Origin of the sequence: Sulfuriferula multivorans (assembly GCF_003851125.1) — a bacterium.
Classification (GTDB): domain Bacteria; phylum Pseudomonadota; class Gammaproteobacteria; order Burkholderiales; family Sulfuriferulaceae; genus Sulfuriferula; species Sulfuriferula multivorans.
Map to the genome: position 1 here is coordinate 46,893 of NZ_BGOW01000021.1, position 22,118 is coordinate 69,010.

Here is a 22,118-nt window from a genome sequence, read left to right on the forward strand (position 1 = left end):
CAATAGCGGCAAAGCCTGACAAGTTTAAGGACTCGCATCGTTTGTTCGGTCAGATCGAACGGGCAGGGCAACACGCCCCTGCCCTGAAGTTCACTTAACGGAATCTGGCCAGTTCCGGGTCATCAATTTTCTGCTCAGGCAAACCTGTCATGGCCGGCAATTCAGACAATTTAGGCATGCCGTTCTTGACCATTATCTTACCGCTCTTGTCTTTCCACACGATACCCGGCGTACCGTTAAAACCGAATTTTTGCATCAACTCGGCATTTTTTTCCAGTTTCTTGGCAATCTCAGGGTAAGCGCTGGCTGTGTATTTTGCAGGAGGATTTTTTTCCTTGCCGAAATTCTGCTCATTCGCGCGAAATGCCGAGGTCGGATTCGCCGAGGCCAGCATTTCTATCGCTTTAGGCAGGCTGCTCGGCGCGAGGTATGCAACCGGCACCCAACGGACTTGTAAACCAGCCGCTTCATACGGCTGCAGCGCTTTCCAGGTCATATGGCAAAACGGACAGTTTGGATCGAAGAACGCATACAGGATGCCTTTAGGCGCCTTGGCGCCTTCCACGATCATCGTGGTTTTTTCCAGATACTTGAAGACAGCCGCGAAATCCGGTTTCGGGATATATTTCTCGGCATATTCCTGCGACAGATTGGCGCCACTCTCGCTGATCATCAAACCCGCCACCAGCGTTTTACTGTCAGGCGTGGTGAATACGATGGAGTATTGCCCCTCGCGGGAAAGTACCCACCCGGTCATCCCTGATGCGGCAGGAAAAGATTTTGCAACCTTGACGCCCTGATTAACGGCGGTCTGAATGACCTTGGGATATTCGGCCGCGAATGCGCTGGTGGAAAGGCCCAACACAATTCCAAACACGGCTGTTTTTTGCTTCAATGATAATTTCAATTTCATTCCTTTTTGATTGGAGAATTTGGGTAGCATGCAACATTTGCCCTGCCGGTTAAGAATGCTATAAAAAGCGCTCTCCGTTTAGGGAGGAAGAACTCAATTTAGTTCATATTGAACTACTGAAATGGTGCTTGCTTGATGTTGCAACGTGCAACTTCCACCATCACGCGACAGTGATCAGAACATAGACCGATCCCGGCCTCACCGCCCATGCCTGATCACTTCCGGCACCGCCTGGCGCAGGTAGTAAGCCATTGACCACAGCGTCAGCACGGCGGCCAGCCAGATCAGCCAGGTGCCGATTTGCTGGGTATCCAGACCCAGGAAAGTCTCATGGAATAGCAGCAGCAGGATGGCGACCATTTGCGCCACGGTTTTGAGTTTGCCGATCATCGATACCGCCACGCTGCCGCGTGCGCCGATGCTGGCCATCCATTCGCGCAACGCGGAGATGGTGATTTCGCGACCGATGATGATGAGCGCGATGAGCGCATCCACGCGCCCCAGTTTCACCAGCACGATCAGTGCGGCGGCGACCATCAGCTTGTCGGCCACCGGGTCGAGAAAGGCGCCGAAGGCGGAGGTCTGGTTGAGGATGCGCGCCAGATAGCCGTCCAGCCAGTCGGTAATGGCGGCGATGCCAAACATGCCGGCGGCAATCAGGTTTATTTGATGCGGAGTGAGCCAGCCGTCCGGCAGATAGAACACGGCGACGACCAGCGGGATCATGATGATACGCAGCCAGGTGAGCAGGTTGGGTAGATTAAGCGGCATGGCGTGAATTTTAGTGAGATATCCGGCTAGTGTAATTCACGGTATATCTTTTCAGCCAGCGCGCGGCTGATTCCATCGATCTGGGCGATCTCTTCCACCCCTGCATTTTGCAAGCCGCGCAGGCCACCGAAATTTTCCAGCAATTTTTGCCGGCGCTTCGGGCCGATGCCGCCGATGTCTTCCAGCGCCGAGTGGGTGCGTGCCTTGCCGCGCCGTGCGCGGTGGCCGGTAATGGCGAAACGGTGCGCTTCGTCGCGGATTTGCTGGATCAGGTGCAGGCCGGGATGATCGCCGGGCAAACGCGTGGCGCGGCCATCGGTGCTGATGAGCTGCTCCATACCGGCCTTGCGCTCGACCCCTTTGGCGACACCGATCAACTCGATGTCGGTGATGCCAAGTTCAGCCATGACCTCGCTGGCGATATTGAGCTGGCCGGTGCCGCCGTCGATCAGGATCAGGTCGGGGCGCCTGGCCTCGGTCTGCTGGATTTTGGTGTAGCGCCGGGTCAGCGCATCGCGCATCGCCGCATAGTCGTCGCCGGGAGTGATGCCGCTGATGTTGTAGCGCCGGTACTCGCCATTCTGCATCGCGCCCTTGTCGTACACCACGCACGACGCCACCGTCGCCTCGCCCATGGTGTGGCTGATATCGAAACACTCGATGCGCTGCACATTAGGCAGGACAAGCGCTTCCTGCAGCGCGGTGAGACGCGCCTCTTGCGTGGCTTTTTGCGCGACCTGGCGGGTGATGGCGATGCGCGCATTGCCCTGCGTCATGGCCAGCCAGCTGCGGCGTTCGCCGATGGGGTTGACCTGGATGCTGACCTTGCGCCCGGCCTGCTCGCTGAAAACTGCCGCCAGTGCGTCAGCATCAACCGGTTCTGAAACGATGATCTGCGGCGGAATGGCGCGATTGAGATAATGCTGGGAGAGAAAGGCTTCCATGGCTTCTTTGGGGACAACGTCCTGGGCATTTTGCGGGAACAGGGTCTTGTCGCCCAGATGCCGCCCGCCGCGTATCATCAGCAGGTTAACACACAGCAGACCCTGCTCGGCCACCACGGCCACCACGTCCACATCCGCCTGACTCTGGCTGGCTACAAACTGCTTTTCGCGCACCGCCGTGAGGCTCTTGATCTGGTCGCGATACAACGCTGCTTCTTCATAGCGCATGGCATCCGCAGACTGCTGCATTTTTTCGGTGATTGACTGCAATACCTCGTTTTCCTTGCCCTCCAGAAACAGCGCGGCATTCTTCACGTCGGCGGCGTAGTCTTCGGCGCTGATCAAATCCACGCACGGCGCAGTACAACGCTTGATCTGGTGCAGCAGGCACGGACGCGAGCGATGATTGAATACGCTGTCCTCGCAGGTACGCAGGCGGAACACCTTTTGCAGAATCTGGATGCTGTTGCGCACCGCATAGGAATTGGGAAACGGGCCGAAGCACCGGTCCTGGCGCTGCGGCGTGCCGCGGAAATAGGCCAGGCGCGGATAGCGGTGGCCGCTGAGCATGAGATAGGGATAGGACTTGTCGTCGCGAAACAGGATGTTGTAACGCGGCGATAGCGCCTTGATCAGGTTGTTCTCCAGCACCAGCGCTTCGGATTCGGAGCGCGTGACGGTGATCTCCACGCTGGCAATTTTCGCCACCATCAGACGGATGCGCGGGCTCTGGTCGGTCTTCTGGAAATACGAGGTCACGCGTTTTTTCAGGTCGCGCGCCTTGCCCACATACAGCACTTCGCCATCCTGCCCGAGCATGCGATACACGCCGGGTAATCCTGGCAGTGTGGCGAGAAATGCCTTGCTGTCGAAACTTTCAGTTTTCATCCAGCAATTTGCCCGCGATTGCCCAGTTTTCTTCCGGCAATTCATCGAAGGCAATATAAGTGTACGAGGCAGGCTTACCCGCCACACGCTCCAGCGTACCGGTGATTTCTTCGGCGATTTTCTGCTTCTGTTCGCGGCTCAAACTACCTGCGATACGGATATTCACATAAGGCATGGTTCATCTCTCCTTGTCAGCACGGATACGCGCAAACACGGCGCGGAACATGTCCGGCGTCAGGCGTCGCGTATTGGTATTGTAACGGCTGCAATGGTAGCTGTCGTAAAGCGTGCGGCCATCATCCAGTGCATGCACCGCACCGTGGCCGAACGCATGGGATTTGGCTTTCCGTCCCAGCGCCATGAGCACAGCGGCATGCGCGACGCTGCCCAATGCAAGGATGGCCAGATCATCGGGGAGCCCCGCAATTTCATGCGCCAGATAATGATTGCACTGGCGAATCTCGGCGGTTTCCGGCTTGTTGGCCGGCGGCAGGCACTTGACTGCGTTGGTGATGCGGCAGCCATGCAATTGCAATCCATCGTCAGCACTCACGGAGGTGGGATGGCTGGCGAAACCGTAGGCGTGCAGGGTTTCGTAGAGCAATATGCCGGCGTGGTCGCCGGTAAACGGCCGGCCGCTGCGGTTGGCGCCGTGCATGCCGGGGGCCAGGCCGACAATCAACAGCCAGGGTGCGGCATCGCCAAATGGCGCAACCGGGCGCGCATGATAGGCGGGATGTGCCATGCGCACCTCATCGAGAAAACCGGCAAGACGCGGGCAGGCACGGCAGCTCAGATCAAAAGACGTCATCAATGATGGTGCCGCGGATAAAACGGAATGCCCACCTGTTCGAGTTGAGCGGCGGGCAGTTCCGGCTGCAGGGTCACGTGGTCGATATCAAAGCGCGTGTGCAGCATTTGCCGTGTGCTGTGGAGAATACCCGGCCAATCCTGCATGGCGGGAATTTCCAGATGCGCCGACAGCGCAACCTTGCCCGAGGCCAGCGTCCAGATATGCAGGTCATGTACCGAGTTCACCCCGGTTGTCTGCGCCATCGCCAACCCTATTTCGGGCAGATCGAGATTTTGCGGCACGCCTTCCATCAAAATATGCAGCGCTTCCCTGAGCAGGCGAATGCTGGAAACCAGAATCAGCGCCACCACAAACAGCGACAGCAGCGCGTCAATCGGCAGCCAGCCGGTGAAATAGATCACCGCGCCCGCAGCCAGCGCCGCCACCGAGCCCAGCATGTCGCCCAGCACGTGCAGCAGCGCGGCGCGCACATTCAGAGTCTGTTCGCCGCGCGACAAGTGATAGGCGACAAAAATATTCACCGCCAGCCCGATGGCGGCGATCACCATCACGGCCCCGCCCTGCACCGGCTGCGGTGCTTGCAGGCGCGCGATGGCTTCCCACACGATACCCACCATCAGCGCCAGCATGAGCACGCTGTTGGCCAGTGCTGCCACCACCTCGGCGCGCACCAGGCCGTAGGAATGCCGATACGATGCCGGACGCTGCGCCAGCCAGCCGGCAAACGCCGCCAGCCCCAGCGCCAGTGAGTCGATCAGCATGTGCCCGGCATCGGAGATCAAGGCCAGCGAGCCCGACCACCATCCTCCGCCCGCTTCCACTGCAGCAAATCCCAGGGTCAGCCAGAACGCGATGCCCACACCACCGTGACCATGGTGGTGATGGTCGTGCCCATGGTGCGCGTGGTCGTGATCGTGATCCTGATGCGTGTCTTCAGCCTTTGCCACAAGTATTACTCCCGTCGGTTTCCCATAAATCTGCGCTGCCATGCCCTATACCGGCGATGGCGTGAACGGCAGCAGCGTAACGTGCCTGCTCGCGTAATTCCGTCATGCCGGGTGGATGCGGTTTGCCGTGCAGGCGTGCGATGCGGGCAATGCTGGTGGCCGGCATGCGCCAGTTCAGATTAGCCAGCACTTCATCGGCAGCCGCGCAGTTGTTGCACACCAGCGCCATGTCGCAGCCCGCTTCGAGCGCAGCGGCGGCGCGTTCGACAATGCTGCCCGCCACGCTGGCGCCTTCCATGGAAAGATCGTCACTGAAAATCACCCCGTCAAAACCCAGCTCGCTGCGCAATATCTGCCTCAGCCAGACCGTAGAAAATCCCGCCGGACGGCTGTCCACGGCCGGGTAGATGACATGGGCCGGCATCACACCGGTCATGCCATAGCCTGCCATACGGCGGAACGGCACCAGATCGGCCTGCTCGATGTCGGCATAGCTGCGTTCGTCCACCGGGATTTCCCGATGTGAATCGGCGCGCACGAAACCATGGCCGGGGAAATGCTTGCCAACGCTGCCCATGCCTGCGTCCCTGAGGCCGAGCATGAGCTGATGCGCGAGGTCGGCGACGGCATCCGCATCGCTGTGAAAGGCGCGGTCGCCGATCACGCCGGATGCGCCGTAATCCAGATCCAGCACCGGCGTGAAGCTCAGATCCACACCGTGCGCGCGCAACTCGGCAGCCAGTACATAGCCGCATTCGCGCGCCAGCCGCCGCGCCTCGGCGGGATGCCGATCCCATATCCGCCCCAGCTCGCGCATCGGCGGCAGCACCGTGAAGCTCTCGCGGAAACGCTGCACCCGCCCGCCTTCGTGATCCACCGCGATGAGCAGATGCGGCGTGCGCAGCGCGTGGATTTCGGCCGTCAGCGCAAGCAGTTGCGCGGGAGACTGATAATTGCGCGCAAACAGAATCACGCCGCCCACCAGCGGATGCGCAAGGCGGCGGCGGTCGTCGTCGGTGAGTGCCGCGCCGGGCACGTCGAGCATGATGGGACCCAGGCTCATGGTGTGGTTTCCAGTATCACAAAAGCTATAACGTAATCGGATTCGTCGCTGATGGAAAGATGCGCGCGCGCCACGCCCCGTTCAGCCAGCCAGGTTTGCAGCTCTGCTGCAAACGCCAGTTCGGGTTGCCCAAGCGGGGTATGTTGCACGCGGATATTGCTTAACGCCACCGGGCTGCGCAGGCCGGTACCGGCCGCCTTGGCCAGCGCCTCCTTGGCGGCGAAGCGTTTGGCGAGAAAGCGCGCGCCGTCGGATTTGCGCGCAAATTCCGCCCATTCTTGCGGCGCAAGAATACGCTGTACCGCACGTTCGCCGTGGCGCGCCAATAGCCGCGCCATGCGCGCCACCGCCACCATATCCGTGCCGATACCGTAAATCATCAGAGACTCACTTTCACGGCCAGCCCGCATGCGCGAATTTTTTCCGCAAATACTTCCATCCAGCCTGCCGGCAATGCCGACAAACGCGGCGCTTCGGGTTGCTGCGAGGGCCGCGCCAGACCGTACAACAGCACACCCTGCACCGGCACGCCTGCGCTTACGATGCGTCGCACAAAATCCAGATAAGCCTGCTGTTCCGCCTCCGGCGGCGCAGCGCCATCGATCGCAAACATACAGGTTTGCAGCCAGGTGGTACACAACCCGGCGGCAGTTTGCAGGTTGACAAACACCCGCTCCGGGCTGAGTTCGGCGTGATTGATGCGGCGCAAACCTTCGCGCGTGGCGCTGTCCAGCTTGAACCAGACTTCGCCGTTGAGCGAACGCATCTGCTGCAGCCCCGCTTGTACGTATGCCTTGTCCAGCAGGCTGCCATTGGTGATGAGAACCAGCTTGATTTTACCCGTGAGGTCGAAACGCGCCATCACCCGGCCAATCAGCTCTATCACCTCGACAAAGGCTTTGGCGCTGGTCGGCTCGCCATTGCCGGACAAGGCGATATCGTTAATGCGCCGCGCACTCTCCGGCACGCGCGTCACCATGAAGTCGCCCTGCAGCAGCTCGTGCAGAAAACCGCTCAGCTCACGTTCGAGCAGCGCCAGGTCGATTTCCGGCGCTGCACCGCGCGTGAGCCCCGGCACCTGGCAGTAAATGCAGCGCCAGTTGCAGGCATTGTTGGGATTGAGATTGATGCCCACCGATACCCCGCCGGCGCGGCGCGACACCACCGGATAGACATAAGTCATGCCGGCGGCGTCGCGCGAATGATCGGTAGGTGTCAGAGGCTTGTTCGAGGTATCCACGATGTGAGATGGCGCGGCCAGGTCAGTCACGCTTAGGCTGGCAGCCGCTTGAAAACCGTTATCAGAAATATCCCTGCCAACGCACGGCGCTTGCAGGCCCAAGGGATGTACGCAATTGTATCATCGCAGCGGGTTTCAGGCGCTTACGGGGTAATTTCTACGCTCGGGACAGGTTGAGCGCGAGCAGGCGACGCAGGATTTCCTCGTCGGTCATCTCTGGCGTGTAGTCGTTCCAGCCGTAAGCCTGGGCGACGGCCGCATCCAGCGTCTTATGGGCGTTGTCGAGCCACGCGGGGCGGGCGTTGTAGAGGTTGGTCAGGGTGCGTTTTTTCAGCTCGGCCTCATGCCCCGGTTTGGCAACCGGGCGCGCGGGGTAGCCGGCTTTTTCTTCTTCCGCTGTGCGCACCCAGTCCACCCACTCCGGCGGGTTGAGCCAGTTTTCGCGCAGCGTGTTCAAAGCTTGCGCGGCGGTGTCGATCCCGGCTGCTGCGGGATTGCTGTAATCGGCTGGCGCGAGGTTGGGCGTCAGCCCTTCGGGGAAGGGGAAGGTCTCGAAGGTGGTGGTCGGTGTGTAGCGTGGCCGATCTTCCAGACTGGTGCCGAGGCGCAACGCCCATAGTTCGTGAAAACGCGAGTGGAGGATGCCAAAAGTGGTGTAATCGGAACGAGCAACAGCCACCACCTGACAGTCTGGAAGCATTGATTGTTCTAACCAAACAAACAGCCGATGTTTCGCAACACGCGGCGTGCCAATATACCGCTTGAGCGGTGCCAGAGCAGTGCGTAAGTCATCATTAGAGCGTTTGTGTAACCACCAAATACTACCAGCACGAGGATCGCGATTTCCATCGCGGGTTGGCTTAACATGTTTCTCGGCATGAGCGAATGGCTGCTCGTAGAGTGCAGCCACTTCGATAGTGGTATTACCGCCGAAATCAACAATCCAAGTATCGGAAGGGCGGCGAGTTATATCCATACCATTCACCCAAGGTCGCACAACATTGCTGCTTGGCTTTCCGTTCGCATTAGGTTGTTTGAGCCATTGGCGCGCAATATCGCCGGGGATATCGAATGGGCCATTCTTTTGCGTACCAATGAAGGACATGCCCGCATTCGCTTTCAGGGGCTTGGCCTGCGTGAGATTCAGCCCATCACCTGCGGTCAGGTCGGCGTGAATGGCCTCGACGGCCTTGCCGTCCAGTATCGCGCCTGCGATATTTCCGAAACACACCAGCGACACGCGCACCGCAGCGCCCTCGTTGATCCATTCCTCGTCGCTCCACGCAGTGAAGATGCGGGTGGTGTCACAGATGCGTGCCAGCACTTTCTGGTTCGCGCCGCCGCGTATCGAGTTGGTCGCAACCAGCCCGGCGCGCTGGCACTTGCCCGTTTCAATCTGTGCGCGCGCTTTCTCGAACCAATAGGTCACCAAGTCCGCGCCGCCCGCTACCCGGTCTGCATAGCACTTGCGCAGGGCTTCGGTGTAGTCGTCGCCCAACTCGCTGCGCATCTTGGAACCGCCTAAAAAAGGCGGGTTGCCGATGATGACGTCCACCCCCGGCCATTGCGCTTCGCTGCCATCCGCTTTCAGCACCGCATCGCGGTTTTCGATGTGGTCGAGCGGCTGCAGGATGGGGTTGTTGCGGATGGGGTAGCCGTTTTTCAGCATCCACTGGATTTCGCCGATCCACACGGTGACGCGCGCGAGTTCGGCGGCATAGGGGTTGAGTTCAATGCCCAGCACGTTGGCGGGCGAGGCTTCAATGCTGATTTGTCGGTGTAGACCGATGGTTTCGGCATCGAGGTTGGCTTTGTGTTCGAGGTCTTTCAATGTGCGCAGCGCAAGGTATAAAAAGTTACCGCTACCACACGCAGGGTCAAGCACTCGGAAGTTCTTGATACGTTCGAGATAGGCGTGGAACAACCCATAACCTTCTTTCATTTCCTTGTTTGGGGTATCTCGCTTTTTTCCAGTCAGAGCAAACTTTGGATATAGCTCGCTTATTTTCTGCTTGATAACCTCCCATTCCCTGGTCAGCGGTTCGACGATGACGGGGTTGATAATGCGCAGTATGGATTGCTGGTCGGTATAGTGCGCGCCGAGTTGGGAGCGTTTCTTCGGGTCGAGGCCGCGCTCGAACAGGGTGCCGAATATCGACGGTTCGATCCCGCTCCAGTTCAGTTGCGCCGCCTGAAACAGTATTTTTATTTCGGCGGATTCCAGCGGCAAAACTTCGACTTTCTCGAACAGGCCGCCGTTGAACCAGTGAATATCTTCCAGCGCGAAGTCGCCGCCTTTGCGCATCGCGTTGAACAATTCTTCCAGGCGCGCGGACAATTTGGCCGGGTCTTGCTGGCTCTTGTTCAGCAAGCGCTCGAACAGTTTTCCGGGCAGCAGTTCGGCATCTTCGGCAAACAGACAGAACAGGCATTGATTGAGGAAGTGCGCCACGCTCTGCGGGGCATGTCCTCTGGCGTTCAGCGACTGCGCCAGCGCAGCGAACTTGCCTGCGGCTTCTTCGGTGATCTGGGTGATGGTGCGCTTGGGGTGGAACTTGTCCGGGTCGGTGAACAGCCAGCGCAGTTTGTCCAGATTTTCCGGTTCGCCGAGGTGTTCGAGCCCGATGGTGTGCACCTCGGACGGCGCGTTGGTGAAATGGGTGTGGATTTCGATGATGCTGGTATCGCACACCACCAGCAACGGCGGGTTGTCCAACGCCAGCGCGTAGGTCATCAACTGTTTCAGGGCTTCGCCCAGGTTGCGCCGCGTGGCCTTGTATTCGAAAGCGAAAAAGCCTTTTTTCCACACGTCGGCCCAGCCTTGCCCGGCGCCGGTGCGGGTCGCGCCGCGTTCGAAGCAATAGGTGTCGTGGCTGGAGGGTGAGGGAGTGGGCAGGTCCAGCAATGCGCACAGGTCGATAAAGTGGAGCTGGTAACTGGCGCGCTCCTTGAGCGGGTTGTCACGCCACTTTTCGATAAACTGCTTGGGGGTCATCTGCTCGGCACCAGTTTTTTAACTGGAGCATGGTGCTATGCGGGAGGTAAGTTGTAAAGCCGCGATTTTGCGCGCGCTTCCGTTTGTCTTTCCTGGTATTGAATACGTTTTTCTCTAATCGGTTATATCTGAGGCGGTTCGATGACCAAGTGCAAATAGCGCAGCATGATGCTGCCTGAAATCGAAAATCTGCCCGGCACGCCGATCACGATGCAGTCATCATGCGCATCTAAACACAGGCCTAAATCGAGTTTTGTGATTGAATGGCTCAGCTCGACCCGTTTCAGATTTTCAAGCAAGTAAAATCGGAGACACGCACTCCGCCCATTCGAAGTCGAAAAAGCAAGGAACGCCAAGGTGTTTGAGAACGACAAACAAAAATCCCTCACAGAAGGCCATGCTGTTGACTTCCAGCGCATGATCCGCTTTGATCGTCATCTGTGGCGGCGCTTCAGGGCAATAGCGGCTCCCTACTGGTCAGGGGAAGAGAAATGGCAAGCCAGGGGGCTGCTTGTCCTGCTGGTGGTGCTGTTATTGGGGCAGACGGGATTCGCCGTGCTGTTCAACCAGTTGACCGGGGAATTCACCTCGGCGCTGGCGGCAAAGAATGCGGACAGGTTCTGGACTGCCATCAAAGAGTGTCTCGTCATCCTGGTCGTGGCCGTACCGATTTATGCGTTTTACTACTATGTGCGGGACAAGCTCGGTATTTACTGGCGGCGCTGGCTGACCCGACATTTTCTGGGCAGCTATTTCAGCAATCAGGCTTATTACGAACTGAATGCCAACGCCGAGATCGACAACCCCGATCAGCGTATTGCCGAGGACATCAATACCTTTACCCAGAGATCCCTCTATTTTCTGCTGGTGCTGATCGGCGCACTGCTGGATCTCATGGCTTTCAGTGGCGTGCTCTGGTCGATTTCCACAGAACTGGTCTTTTTTCTGATCATTTATGCGATTGCCGGCACGGCGGTCACGCTGCTGGTGTTTGGCAAAGTCCTGATCGGGCTCAACTTCTACCAACTCAAACGCGAAGCCAATTTCCGCTTCAGCCTGGTGCGCATTCGCGAAAACGCCGAAGCCATTGCCTTCTATCGCGGCGAGGCACAGGAGTCACGGCAGGTCGGCCAGCGTTTCAATGAAGCCTTCAGCAATTACAACAAACTCATCCGGGCGCAACTGAACCTGAACCTGTTCCAGTATGGCTACAGTTTCATGACCATCATTTTGCCCAGCGCCATCATTGCCGGGCGGGTGCTTTCGGGGGAGCTGGAGGTCGGGCGCGCGATTCAGGCGGCCGGGGCTTTTGCAGCGATCTTGAGCGCGCTGACGATCATCGTGGATAACTTCGAAAGCTTCAGCAGATTTGCCGCAGGGATAGATCGTCTCAGCAGCTTCGCCGGATTCCTCGCCGATAAAGACACCGCACCGCCGCAAAACGGGGATCGCATTGCTTTGGTGCAGGATTCCCGTCTGGTCATCGAAAATCTCACCTTGCAGACGCCGAATCATGAGCGAACCCTGATCAGCAACCTTTCCCTGACGATCAATCCGGGCGAGGGGGTGATGATCGTGGGTGCCAGCGGCTGCGGTAAAAGTTCGTTGTTGCGCGCCATTGCCGGTCTGTGGCACTCCGGAAGCGGTTGCATCATCCGGCCGGACACCAGGGAAATGCTGTTTCTGCCGCAACGGCCCTACATGCTGCTGGGCAGCCTGCGCAGCCAGCTGCTGTATCCGCTGCAGGATAGCGAAATAATGGATGAGGAACTGCTGCAGTTGCTGGATTGCGTCAACCTGCCTGATATCGCCGCCCGGCTGGGTGGCCTGGATGCCGAGCTGGACTGGGCAAAGGTACTGTCAGTGGGCGAGCAACAGCGCGTGGCCTTTGCCCGCGTGCTGCTCGCCGCACCCCGCTACGCCATCCTCGATGAAGCGACCAGCGCCCTGGATATCGCCAATGAGGACAGTTTGTATCGGCAGTTGGCGGGCAGCTCCACCACGCTGGTCAGCGTCGGCCATCGCCCCTCCATTCTGAAATATCACCCGCAGGTGCTGGAACTCGACGGGAATGGCGGATGGCAACTGTATGCGGCGGATGACTACCGCTTTAATCGGTAACCTCCAGTTTCTTTGATCGGTGTGATCTTGGCGTTCAACAGCCTGGATACCGGGCATTCCACCTTGGCAAGGTGAGCGATGGTCAGCGCCTGGATGTTGGCAAGCAGATCAAGAGACACGGTGGCGATCGAAAACGCGCCATCGACATGGATAGCTGCAGCAGTTCCGGAACCCTGGAGGATGTATAAAGATTCGACACCTTAACTTATTGGTTGAGAGTCATTCCATAGTGACGAGCAACGATCAGTTTTTTCTTATGCTGAGTAAATCGCCCAGGACGCATACCGGGGAAACTGGATTCAGGCTTACAAGAGGTCCGTCCGCTGAACCCATCGTGGCTGCCGGAAAGCCCTCGATGGGTTCAGCGGCACGCGTTACGGCGTAATGGAGAGGTAGCCGGATTTTTCCAGATCGACCATGGCGCCGATGCCGGATGTAACGATACGGCTATAGGGGAGAATGTCATGGGGCGTGTAGCCTTTCAATTTCATCGCTACGGCGCACTCCTCCATTTTTACGCCGCCTTTGTTGAGCGCATCCAGTATCGCCAGGTTGGGATTGCCTTTGGGGTGTGGCTGTTTCACTTTCTGGTCGTAAGCTTCGTCAGTCAGCAGAAACTGCGCACCGTCGCCCCGGAACACCATCACGATTTCATAATCCTTGCCGGGTTTCATGCCGAGGGCAGTGTATTGATCGTAGAGATTTTTGGCCGCCAGCACCTGCTTGCTGATGCCATTGGGAACGGTATCCGCATAATTGACCTGAATAGCAACCTTAAGTCCGGTCTGGTTGGTGATCTGCAATGGCGGCTTGGTGTTGTTCGCCACGCTATCGCTGGTCTCTGCAAAAGCCGTCGTTGAAATGCCCTGCAATGATAGGATTAGAAGGCCAGCGAGGGCCAGGGCGATTGGCCGCTTGTTGTTGCGCATGATTTTTTCCTTGTTCGTGATTGGGTGAGCTGCTGTTAAAGCCCGCGGAGGTTCAGACAATTGATGCGGCGGGATCGGCAATGCCTTGAATACTTTCAAGAGCACGAACAATTAGTGTGAGGTCAAACAAATTAGTTCATTCTAATACACTGTTTAATCCAGCCAGAATCCACTTGTCCGGCTTGGCCGGTTCGAAACCTGGCTGGTGGCCGGAACCTTGCTAAGAGTTCAACGGCAGAAAAGCCGTCGCCCCAGTCATTACGTGGGGCCTAGTGCTGCGCTCTTCGGGAGATTTTTTTGCGTGGGAAAAAACATGCGGGCGGTGTCAGCCATACTATGGCTTTAAGCCTTTCAGAATAGACATTTTACAAGCGATTTTTAGAAATATACCCACAAATGTATCCACAGACGTACGGCGCTTGAAAATTTTGGTGGTGGGTGCGGTTGCATCTTCGCAGTCGATTTAAGGCTTTCATGGGGTTGTTTCGATAATCTCTTTCATGGGGTGTTTTGAGAACTCGGCCAGCAGTCAAAACCACGCGTGCGCGTATTGGTCGGAATATTTAGTTTTTCCCTTTGTCCAGATAACCGCGCCTGGCTTCCATACAATTAATTTCTTCAATGGATGCGCACGGCAGCCCTGCCCGGCATTTTCTGGATTCTTTGAGTAGCCAGCATCCAAACAGCCAAGCCTTGCGGATCGTGAACCTGAAAGCGTTACGACTGGAGCCGCCTTGCCTTCGAGTGTGCGCGCACCTGTGCTGTGCGTCCAGGCTTGCCAACCATGGATCAGGGCGGATTGCCCGCGCTTTCTGTTCGTCCGTCCATTTTCTAGCAGCCATCAATCGCCTTAAACAAATAGTTCGTTTGGCAAGTTTGCCAAGATCGCCGAAAGCGCACGGTTATCGTCAGCACTCATAACAACGATGCGCACATACTGGTCAGCTTACACGTCGACGCATGTATGGATATTCCACAAACCGGTACGTAACAGAAGAAGCCAGAATCAGTACTGTTCCAGCCAAGGCAATGACACCCCAATATTGAACTGCTTGCATCCCCTTAATCGGCAGCGCTAAATTGACCATATAAAGCAATAAAAAAAGGATTGGGCTATGCAATAGGTAAATGCTGTAGCTCATCGCGCCTACTGCCCTAGCTGGTTTGCTAGTCAATAATCCGAACAAATTATTTCCAGAAACGACGATGAAAAAAATTCCAAACAAGATCAATTCTGCTTGTATGGAATAGGCGGTGTCGAAACGCCAAAACAAGATCATCAGCAATCCGGAAGCAAGTAGGGTTGCCACTGAGCCTTGAAGTAAACGGTTAAACTTCTGCTCACTCTTATCCAGAAGCCAGGCTGTCACTGCGCCAAAAATAAAACATAGCAGAACGATATGCAAGGAATATTTAAGCACCAATACTGCGGTTAGCGCGGCCAGAACAAAAAAAGCGATATCACGGTATGCCCAAGCTAGCAGTGGTAACAAAAGGTAGAAAATCCATTCATACCTCAGTGTCCAGTAGACCGAGTTAATAAGCCAGCTGTTTCCCAAACCATTGATATCTGGTTGATCCATAAATCCAAAAGACATCCAGTGCAACATTGTCATAGCCAGTCTCGGATACGATGATCTGAGCATAAATCCGCCAGCGACATAGGCAACACCAAACACTACCAGGACAGATACTATATACATCGGCAACAGCCGCTTAACTCTAGAATTGAGTAAGCTCTTTACATTTATGCGCCCCTTCGCCCGTATCGCTTTTGACCAGAATAAAAAACCGGTAATCATGAAAAATAGTGCCACAGCACTTTGGCCAAGCAGGGTATAAAAACGTGAGGGCGGCACTTCCCAAATGCCAGTTGCATAGAAGAAATAAAAAATAACCGCATGGTGAAAAAATACACCTAATGCCAGAAAGCCTCTCAGCCCATCAAGCGACAAATACTTATCTTGTGTATCACTTACTTGCGATTGATAGAAGCTGCTGCTATGCAACAGTATTGCCGCAATCAATAACAGCAAACAGCTAATGACAAAATAGGGGATCTGGTTGGTAATCGTAAGCATGGGTAGATACTTGGATCAAACAGTTGGAATAATACCTGTAATTGCAAATGATCCTACCCCTTATTCCTTTCTTTTAGCATCTTCATTACATGGCGCATCGCATCATTTCGCTGGCCTATCCCTAGCCCCCTGCCATCGCACCCATCCCGCACGCATGCCCTAGGGTGGAACGCTTGTTGTGTAATTGTTAGCGCGCTTTTATTTTTTCGGATGATGTGTCGCCAACCATTCGCCAGCCAATTTTTGCGCCTGAGCAATTTGCGACGGGGTAGCCACGGCTTCGAGTTTTTGCAGATACTGATCAGCCTCTGAATAGCCACTGGCTTTAGCGATGATGAACCACTGCGCTGCCTGCGTATAATCCTGGGGTACGCCTTGGCCGATGTTGTACATTACGCCTAGCTTGTACTGCGCAATGGAATACCCTTGTTCCGCCCCTCTTCGATACCATTGTGCTGCCTGCGCATAATCCTTGGGCACGCCTTGGCCGATGTTGTACATTAGGCTCAGCATGTTCCGCGCATTGACATACCCCTGATCTGCCGCTTTGCTGAACCACTGCGCAGCCTGTACATAATCCTGCGGTACGCCTTGGCCGATGTTGTACATTACAGCCAGGTAGTACTGCGCATTGACATACCCCTGATCTGCCGCTTTGCTGAACCACTGCGCAGCCTGTACATAATCCTGCGGTAAGCCATGACCTGAGTAGTACAGCGAGCCCAGGGCGTCCTGCGCAAGGGCATCACCCGTATTGGCGGATAATCTAATCTGTTGCAATGCTGGAGCATTGCCAGTGGATGCCTGTAGCACCAAGGTTTTGGCTTGATCTGCTGTCAAACCGGCGCTTGCACTGGCTACTGCCATAACAGCGAAACTTACAAATACAATCTGGGTGAAACAACGAAGAATAAACATGATTTTCTTTCGTTTTGTAGTTTCAAAAAGTATAAATAGCCCCGGACACGACCAGACAAAGACTACGCCTAAAGTGCTCCCTCCGTGTTTTGGTTTTTCTGAGCGCGCTGGCAGAGCATCCACCGCACCCAGCCAGCGCGCATTGCAGCGATTGCACGCGCCCTGCCTTCGGGTGTTCTTGCGCCGGTACTCAGTCCACCGTGAAACTTGCACTTGCTGCCACGGTGTAGCGATTTACTTCGGTAGCGTGAACCGTCTTTTTTCCTTGCGCCGCAGATTCGCTTCGAGATACCCGACGGTTTCAATTCGTACCACTTGCCGCCATGCTCGAATGTCAGAAACGGCATGCCAGTGAAGCGCAGTATAGCCAGGAGTTAGGTATTCTTGGGCCGAATTTGTCCATGCATGAGGTGCATCAAGATGAGTTTCCTAGGGCCGACCAACTCAGAACACAAAATCAAAGGCGATCGGATATTGGGAGAATCAAGGACAAAAAACAGAAGGAGAAAAGCAAAGCCAGGAAGGCAAAAGCATCGAGGCAATGGAATCGAAAAAAGTAGCGAAAGGACTGACTGATAATCGTTAAGTTGTAGCAATGAAAGAATGGCCTGATGAGGGCCGTTTCTTCGTTCTGGCGGAAGCGGTGAGATTCGAACTCACGAAGGGTTGCCCCTTGCCGGTTTTCAAGACCGGTGCAATCGACCACTCTGCCACGCTTCCTTGTTTGCCTGCTTAGCTTGCGATGCGGGTCACATTTTAGCTGCGAGCGAACAGATTAGCCAGCAGGAATACTGGCTGCGCCAGCGTCAAAATTGGGAATGCGCGATTGAACATGGTGTACGAGGCTGAATACATTGTTATCATTTGCCATAATTTCCCATAATGAATCAGGGTTGAATCACCAGCAGACACCCGCTGATGACAAAAACAATTTACATGCGTTCCTCTCGTGCTTTCATGATTCGCGCTGCTCACACCATGGCGCATGCATTGCTGTGCTCCTGTCTGTTGTTCGGAGTCAAAACATGGGCCGTGACGATTATTGTGAACCCGAGCGTCACGATCTCCTCTGCGTCACAAAACGCAGTGCGCGCCATGTTCGCAATGAAATTACTGCAATGGCCGGACGGTCAGCCAGTCAGGGTATTCGTGTTGCCTGACGATAATCCGTTGCATCGGACTTTTTGCAAGGAAGCACTGGACATTTACCCTTATCAACTACGCCAGACCTGGGACCGGCAGATTTATTCAGGTACTGGACAAGCACCCACGGAGGTGGGCTCGGAAGAGGAAATGCTCAAAAAAGTTGCCAGCACTCCCGGTGCGCTGGGTTATGTGCGGAAGGTGAAACCGGGCGACCGGGTGCGTACTCTTTCGGTGAGCAATCCGGTCAGAACCTTCTCGGCGGAATAATCATGAATCGAACCTATATAAAAATACTGGTGGTGGCTTTGGCGCTTGCCGGCCACGAAATGAACGCCAATGCAGACAGCCTGCCCGAGGGAGTTCAGGTGCATGGATTCGCCAGCCAGGCTGTTATCAGTACGGACCACAACAACTTTTTCGGCAATACCGAAAACAAAGCCAGCCTTGATTTTACCGAGCTGGGCGCGAATATTTCCTGGCGCCTCAATCCCAGCCTGCAGTTATCGGCCCAGGCCGTTTCGCGCCGCGCCGGCGAAACCGACAATGGCTCGCCGCGTATCGACTATGCAACCGCGGATTACACCATTCACGCCAGCGAGAATACGCGCTTCGGCTTGTATCTGGGCAAGATCAAAAACCCTTACGGCCTGTACAACGAAACCCGTGATGTGGCATTTACCCGCCCCAGTATCCTGCTGCCACAATCCATCTATCTGGATCGTATCCGCAACTTCGTGCTGTCTGCGCCGGGGATGGCAGTTTATGGTGAAAGTGTGTTGCCTATCGGCAACCTCAGTTATCAGTTCGGCGTGACCAGACCGGACACCTCTGATAGAGAAACCGAAGGCACCTTTCTGGGAAAGGACAGGCCGGGAAAACTTAAAAGCGATGCGTTCTATATAGGACGGATTCTTCTGGAACCAGGCAATGGTCATTTCAAACTGGCATTGACCGGGGTCAGCATGCGCGCGCATTACCAGCCGGGAGCCCCAGATGCCCTGCTGGCAGGCAATATCCACTTTGATGCCTGGGTGCTGTCCGGGCAATACAATGCCGAAAACTGGGTGTTCACCAGCGAATACGCGCAAAACCATATTAATGCCCAGAATTTTGGCGCCTTCCTCCTGAATCGCGCTGCAACTGGCAGCAGTTACTATGTTCAGGGAACTTATCGGCTCACACCCAGATGGTCAGCCTTGGCGCGCTATGACGTCACCTACAGGGATAACAACGACAAGGATGGCCAGGCATTCAGCGCCTTGATCGGCGTGCCCGCCTATAGCCGGTTTGCCAAGGATCTGACCGCCGGCCTGAGTTACGAGCTCAGCAACAACTGGCTGCTGCGTGGCGAATTTCACCATGTGGATGGCACCGCCTGGTTGCCCTACAGCGACAATCCCAATCCTGCTGCCACTTCACGCCACTGGAACATGTGGCTATTCCAGGCGGCTTACCGCTTCTGACCGATGGCCATTCCAGTCAACCGATTCAGGCGTTTTTTCAGCCTCAAGTGGAAAATCATCATACCGCTCAGCCTGGTATTGCTCGCGGTGAATGCGTCGCTGTCATATATCAATTACAACAGCCAGCGTGCCCAATTTGAACTTGCCCACAAGGCAAGCGAGGCGCAAAGCCGGCGTTTCGCTGCTGAAGTCATTACACAGCTGGGTACCCAACTGGAGATGTCCGCCAATCTGATCCCCAATCTGAGCGATGTCCATGGCGCAATTGTCCGCGGTGATAAAACAGCGCTGCAGCTTTACTATCAGCGTTACTGGGACGCATTGCACTTCAACAGCGGCCTGGAACAAGTGCTGTTTTTCAAACCCGACGGGCAGTTGTTCGCCAGTTGGAAAGAAAACTCCACGCAAGTGGATGAGCCCGCACTATCGGCGCAGGTCAGACAGGTTATTGCGGATGAACAACCACAGCGTCTGTTGGCATGTGCGACAACCTGTCTTTACTATTTCATCATACCGGTGCTCGACAATGGACACTCCGTCGCCGCCGTAGCCGTCGCCGAATCGTTTGTTGATGCGGTGCTGTCATTCCAGCGTATCACCAGCAGCGACATGGCTCTGGCCGTACTCGCGCCCAACATCAGTGGCTTGCCGGCCAGCTCCAGGCAACCCCGGGTACCTGCTCTCAACCGCCGGGTACTGGCCGCATCTGGCGGCCCGCAAAGCATTGAGATACTGCAGAGCATTCAGCCACACGACATCCGGGCCAATCAGCGCATCAGCGTATCGTACCGGGATCGACAATACGAAATTCTGCCGGTGCCGATAATTATTGGCGCCAGCATCGGCAATCCTTCCATGGCGGTAATTTTTGACCGTACCCAGGATCTCCAGCACCTGCACGCGGTGGCATGGCAAAGCGCGGGCATCGGCATGCTCGGATTGATCATCTCGGAACTGATGCTTCTGGTGCTGTTATGGATCCCGATGCGTCACCTGAAGCGCACCGCGGAAGCCCTGCCTTTGCTTGGTCGCGGAGAATTCGAGGCAGTGCGCTCTCGTCTGGAAAAAACCCGTCGCCGGAATCCCTTGCACGATGAACTCGACACGCTGGACGCCAGTGCGCTGGATCTGGCGGACCGGCTGGAAGCTCTACAGGAAAAAAATCATTCTCATAGCAATGAGCTCGACAATTTGGTACGGCAGTTGTCACGTGAACGCGACTTTGTCTCCGGGCTGCTGGATACCGCTCAAATGATCATCGTCACCCAGGATAGCCAGGGCCGCATCCTGATGGCGAACGCCTACATGCTGGCATTGACCGGCTTCGACTACAGGGAACTGCGCGGCGCCAAACTGACGGATTATTTCAGCCAGCCCAAACAGGCAATGGACGCCAACCGTGAACTGTCGGCGCTACTGCATTCGGATGGAGCCAGTTTGCGCCAGGAAACCGCACTGCGCTGCAAGAATGGCGAATCGCGCGATGTGGTATGGATTCACTCATCACTCGGCGCGGAAAACACCGATGCCGCAGCGATTTTATCGGTGGGCCTGGACATCACTGAACTGCACCGCGTCGAAAAACAAGCCAGCTACCTGACCGAATACGACCCGTTAACCGGCTTATACAATCGCCATCGCTTCCAGGAAATGCTCCAGGAAATTCTCTCGCACACCGAAACACAATTCAACGGAGCGCTGATTTATCTTGATCTGGATGAGTTCAAGTCGCTCAACGACATGGCCGGACACACCGCAGCGGATCAGGTATTGCATGCCGTAGCGAGCCAGTTGCAGGGCTTGCTTCCCACCCCTGCGTTGATCGGCAGATTGGGGGGCGATGATTTTGGCGTATTCTTCAATCATCTCGATGCCCAGCACGCCATACAGTTGGCGCGCCACATCCAGCACAGTTTATCCATGATCACGCTGGCGGAAGTGCCGCTCAGCCACAAGGTTTCTGCGTGTATCGGCATCACCCTGTTTCCAGAACACGGCACGGTCGCCCAGGAACTGCTGGCAAATGCAGATCTGGCGCTGTTCCGCGCCAAGGAGAGTGGTCGTGGCAACTTGCATCTGTATGCCCCGGACGAAGGCCTGATGGAGCGTGTGCTCAATCGGGTGTACTGGGTGGACAAAATCGAGCAAGCGCTGGCCGACGATCAGTTCGAGCTTTATTTCCAGCCCATACTTTCATTATCCGACAACAAGGTGAGTCATTACGAAGCGCTGGTGCGCATGCACAACCCGACCGGCGACCTGTTTATGCCGATCGAGTTTATCGGCGTCGCCGAAACCACAGGCCTGATCCGGGGCATTGACCGGCTGGTACTGCACAAGGCGATCGCCGCGCTGGCCGAATTGCAGCTCAAGACCCCCAATAGCAAACTGTCGGTCAATCTCTCCGGGCGCAGTTTCAGCAACCCGCGCTGGCTGGAACTGCTGCAGGACGAGTTGAACAGCTCGGGCATCAATCCGTCAGGCCTGATCTTTGAGATCACCGAAACGGCCGCCGTGGAAGATATGGCCTCGGCACGCGCGTTGATGGAAAAAGTCATCGCGTTGGGTTGCGCATTCAGTCTGGATGATTTCGGCGTAGGATTTGCCTCGTTCGACTATCTCAAACAGCTTCCGGTCGAGTATGTCAAAATCGATGGTTCCTTCATCCGCAATCTCGCTACCAGTACCGACGACCAGTTGTTCGTCAAAGCTCTGGTACAGGCAGCACACGGCTTTGGTAAAAAGACCGTGGCCGAATTTGTCGAGAACGCCGAGATCGTCCAGTTGTTGCGCGATTACGGCGTCGATTACGCCCAGGGCTATCACATCGGCAAACCTGATCCGGTTTTCGGATTGATCGCCAGACGCGACATTGGGTGATGTCG

19 protein-coding genes and 1 tRNA gene are annotated in these 22,118 nt (G+C 56.0%); 4 read left to right on the plus strand and 16 right to left on the minus strand.

The features are described 5' to 3' along the window. Positions 1-94: 94 nt before the first annotated feature. The 10 genes from dsbG to EI185_RS12000 all read right to left on the minus strand — a co-directional run bounded on the left by dsbG (position 95) and on the right by EI185_RS12000 (position 10,575). Positions 95-907, minus strand: coding sequence for a thiol:disulfide interchange protein DsbG (gene dsbG, locus EI185_RS11955; RefSeq protein WP_189836390.1), 813 nt, complete (start codon positions 905-907; stop codon positions 95-97). Positions 908-1,111: 204 nt separating this feature from the next. Then, complete coding sequence (gene pgsA, locus EI185_RS11960) at positions 1,112-1,684, minus strand: CDP-diacylglycerol--glycerol-3-phosphate 3-phosphatidyltransferase (RefSeq protein ID WP_124705390.1); 573 nt, start codon at positions 1,682-1,684, stop codon at positions 1,112-1,114. A gap of 26 nt (positions 1,685-1,710) precedes the next feature. After that, the gene (uvrC, locus tag EI185_RS11965) at positions 1,711-3,516 is read right to left on the minus strand and encodes an excinuclease ABC subunit UvrC (protein WP_124705391.1); all 1,806 of its coding nucleotides are present in this window, start codon (positions 3,514-3,516) and stop codon (positions 1,711-1,713) included. After that, positions 3,506-3,691 carry a tautomerase family protein gene (locus tag EI185_RS11970; protein ID WP_124705392.1) on the minus strand — a complete coding sequence of 62 codons (186 nt, stop codon included), beginning with the start codon at positions 3,689-3,691 and terminating at the stop codon, positions 3,506-3,508. Before EI185_RS11970 ends, uvrC begins: the two co-directional genes overlap by 11 nt. A 3-nt stretch (positions 3,692-3,694) precedes the next feature. Then, positions 3,695-4,327 (minus strand): uracil-DNA glycosylase, encoded by a 633-nt coding sequence (locus tag EI185_RS11975; RefSeq protein ID WP_124705393.1) that lies wholly within the window; start codon positions 4,325-4,327, stop codon positions 3,695-3,697. Next, the gene (locus EI185_RS11980; protein ID WP_223247812.1) at positions 4,327-5,277 is read right to left on the minus strand and encodes a cation diffusion facilitator family transporter; all 951 of its coding nucleotides are present in this window, start codon (positions 5,275-5,277) and stop codon (positions 4,327-4,329) included. Before EI185_RS11980 ends, EI185_RS11975 begins: the two co-directional genes overlap by 1 nt. After that, positions 5,264-6,340 (minus strand): beta-N-acetylhexosaminidase, encoded by a 1,077-nt coding sequence (gene nagZ, locus EI185_RS11985; protein ID WP_124705395.1) that lies wholly within the window; start codon positions 6,338-6,340, stop codon positions 5,264-5,266. Before nagZ ends, EI185_RS11980 begins: the two co-directional genes overlap by 14 nt. Then, complete coding sequence (gene acpS, locus EI185_RS11990) at positions 6,337-6,720, minus strand: holo-ACP synthase (protein ID WP_124705396.1); 384 nt, start codon at positions 6,718-6,720, stop codon at positions 6,337-6,339. The genes nagZ and acpS overlap by 4 nt, the downstream gene beginning before the upstream one ends. Further along, on the minus strand, positions 6,720-7,523 hold the full coding sequence (locus tag EI185_RS11995) for a radical SAM protein (RefSeq protein WP_124705430.1): 804 nt from the start codon (positions 7,521-7,523) through the stop codon (positions 6,720-6,722). The genes acpS and EI185_RS11995 overlap by 1 nt, the downstream gene beginning before the upstream one ends. 214 nt (positions 7,524-7,737) lie before the next feature. After that, positions 7,738-10,575: a class I SAM-dependent DNA methyltransferase gene (locus EI185_RS12000; protein ID WP_124705397.1), complete on the minus strand. Its 2,838-nt coding sequence runs from the start codon at positions 10,573-10,575 to the stop codon at positions 7,738-7,740. A 357-nt stretch (positions 10,576-10,932) separates the two neighbouring features. On the opposite strand from EI185_RS12000, the gene EI185_RS12005 reads away from it, so the two are divergent. Next, a complete protein-coding gene (locus tag EI185_RS12005; RefSeq protein WP_223247813.1) occupies positions 10,933-12,696 on the plus strand; it encodes an ABC transporter ATP-binding protein/permease in 1,764 nt (587 codons plus the stop codon). On the opposite strand, the gene EI185_RS18055 is transcribed toward EI185_RS12005, so the two are convergent. The 6 genes from EI185_RS18055 to EI185_RS12030 all read right to left on the minus strand — a co-directional run bounded on the left by EI185_RS18055 (position 12,678) and on the right by EI185_RS12030 (position 17,344). Continuing rightward, a complete protein-coding gene (locus EI185_RS18055; RefSeq protein ID WP_189836391.1) occupies positions 12,678-12,815 on the minus strand; it encodes a hypothetical protein in 138 nt (45 codons plus the stop codon). The two genes, EI185_RS12005 and EI185_RS18055, sit on opposite strands and share 19 nt — an antisense overlap. A 255-nt stretch (positions 12,816-13,070) precedes the next feature. Further along, a complete protein-coding gene (locus tag EI185_RS12010; protein ID WP_124705398.1) occupies positions 13,071-13,625 on the minus strand; it encodes a DsrE family protein in 555 nt (184 codons plus the stop codon). A 941-nt stretch (positions 13,626-14,566) separates the two neighbouring features. Beyond that, complete coding sequence (locus tag EI185_RS12015) at positions 14,567-15,706, minus strand: acyltransferase family protein (RefSeq protein WP_124705399.1); 1,140 nt, start codon at positions 15,704-15,706, stop codon at positions 14,567-14,569. A gap of 198 nt (positions 15,707-15,904) precedes the next feature. Continuing rightward, the gene (locus tag EI185_RS12020) at positions 15,905-16,747 is read right to left on the minus strand and encodes a tetratricopeptide repeat protein (protein WP_124705400.1); all 843 of its coding nucleotides are present in this window, start codon (positions 16,745-16,747) and stop codon (positions 15,905-15,907) included. Beyond that, complete coding sequence (locus EI185_RS18440; protein ID WP_124705401.1) at positions 16,693-16,971, minus strand: HGGxSTG domain-containing protein; 279 nt, start codon at positions 16,969-16,971, stop codon at positions 16,693-16,695. Before EI185_RS18440 ends, EI185_RS12020 begins: the two co-directional genes overlap by 55 nt. A 285-nt stretch (positions 16,972-17,256) precedes the next feature. Continuing rightward, a tRNA-Ser gene (locus tag EI185_RS12030) sits at positions 17,257-17,344 on the minus strand. Positions 17,345-17,542: 198 nt separating this feature from the next. Here EI185_RS12030 and EI185_RS12035 point away from each other — a divergent pair. From EI185_RS12035 to EI185_RS12045, 3 genes are read left to right on the plus strand one after another with little or no spacing between them, the layout of a single operon-like run. Beyond that, entirely contained in the window at positions 17,543-18,037 is a 495-nt protein-coding gene (locus EI185_RS12035) for a type 2 periplasmic-binding domain-containing protein (RefSeq protein ID WP_189836392.1), read from the plus strand. A gap of 2 nt (positions 18,038-18,039) precedes the next feature. Further along, on the plus strand, positions 18,040-19,233 hold the full coding sequence (locus EI185_RS12040; RefSeq protein WP_124705402.1) for a porin family protein: 1,194 nt from the start codon (positions 18,040-18,042) through the stop codon (positions 19,231-19,233). 3 nt (positions 19,234-19,236) lie between these two features. Next, positions 19,237-22,113 (plus strand): bifunctional diguanylate cyclase/phosphodiesterase, encoded by a 2,877-nt coding sequence (locus EI185_RS12045; RefSeq protein ID WP_124705403.1) that lies wholly within the window; start codon positions 19,237-19,239, stop codon positions 22,111-22,113. Positions 22,114-22,118 lie beyond the last annotated feature (5 nt).

What these genes read in the sequence shown, in the direction of transcription:
- uvrC (WP_124705391.1), bottom strand. Translation starts at nt 3,516, where the DNA reads ATGAAAACTGAAAGTTTCGACAGCAAGGCATTTCTCGCCACACTGCCA.
- EI185_RS12000 (WP_124705397.1), bottom strand. Translation starts at nt 10,575, where the DNA reads ATGACCCCCAAGCAGTTTATCGAAAAGTGGCGTGACAACCCGCTCAAG.
- EI185_RS11995 (WP_124705430.1), bottom strand. Translation starts at nt 7,523, where the DNA reads ATGACTTATGTCTATCCGGTGGTGTCGCGCCGCGCCGGCGGGGTATCG.
- pgsA (WP_124705390.1), bottom strand. Translation starts at nt 1,684, where the DNA reads ATGCCGCTTAATCTACCCAACCTGCTCACCTGGCTGCGTATCATCATG.
- acpS (WP_124705396.1), bottom strand. Translation starts at nt 6,720, where the DNA reads ATGATTTACGGTATCGGCACGGATATGGTGGCGGTGGCGCGCATGGCG.
- EI185_RS18440 (WP_124705401.1), bottom strand. Translation starts at nt 16,971, where the DNA reads ATGCCGTTTCTGACATTCGAGCATGGCGGCAAGTGGTACGAATTGAAA.
- EI185_RS11975 (WP_124705393.1), bottom strand. Translation starts at nt 4,327, where the DNA reads ATGACGTCTTTTGATCTGAGCTGCCGTGCCTGCCCGCGTCTTGCCGGT.
- EI185_RS11970 (WP_124705392.1), bottom strand. Translation starts at nt 3,691, where the DNA reads ATGCCTTATGTGAATATCCGTATCGCAGGTAGTTTGAGCCGCGAACAG.
- nagZ (WP_124705395.1), bottom strand. Translation starts at nt 6,340, where the DNA reads ATGAGCCTGGGTCCCATCATGCTCGACGTGCCCGGCGCGGCACTCACC.
- EI185_RS12015 (WP_124705399.1), bottom strand. Translation starts at nt 15,706, where the DNA reads ATGCTTACGATTACCAACCAGATCCCCTATTTTGTCATTAGCTGTTTG.
- EI185_RS12035 (WP_189836392.1), top strand. Translation starts at nt 17,543, where the DNA reads ATGACAAAAACAATTTACATGCGTTCCTCTCGTGCTTTCATGATTCGC.
- EI185_RS12040 (WP_124705402.1), top strand. Translation starts at nt 18,040, where the DNA reads ATGAATCGAACCTATATAAAAATACTGGTGGTGGCTTTGGCGCTTGCC.
- EI185_RS12010 (WP_124705398.1), bottom strand. Translation starts at nt 13,625, where the DNA reads ATGCGCAACAACAAGCGGCCAATCGCCCTGGCCCTCGCTGGCCTTCTA.
- EI185_RS12045 (WP_124705403.1), top strand. Translation starts at nt 19,237, where the DNA reads ATGGCCATTCCAGTCAACCGATTCAGGCGTTTTTTCAGCCTCAAGTGG.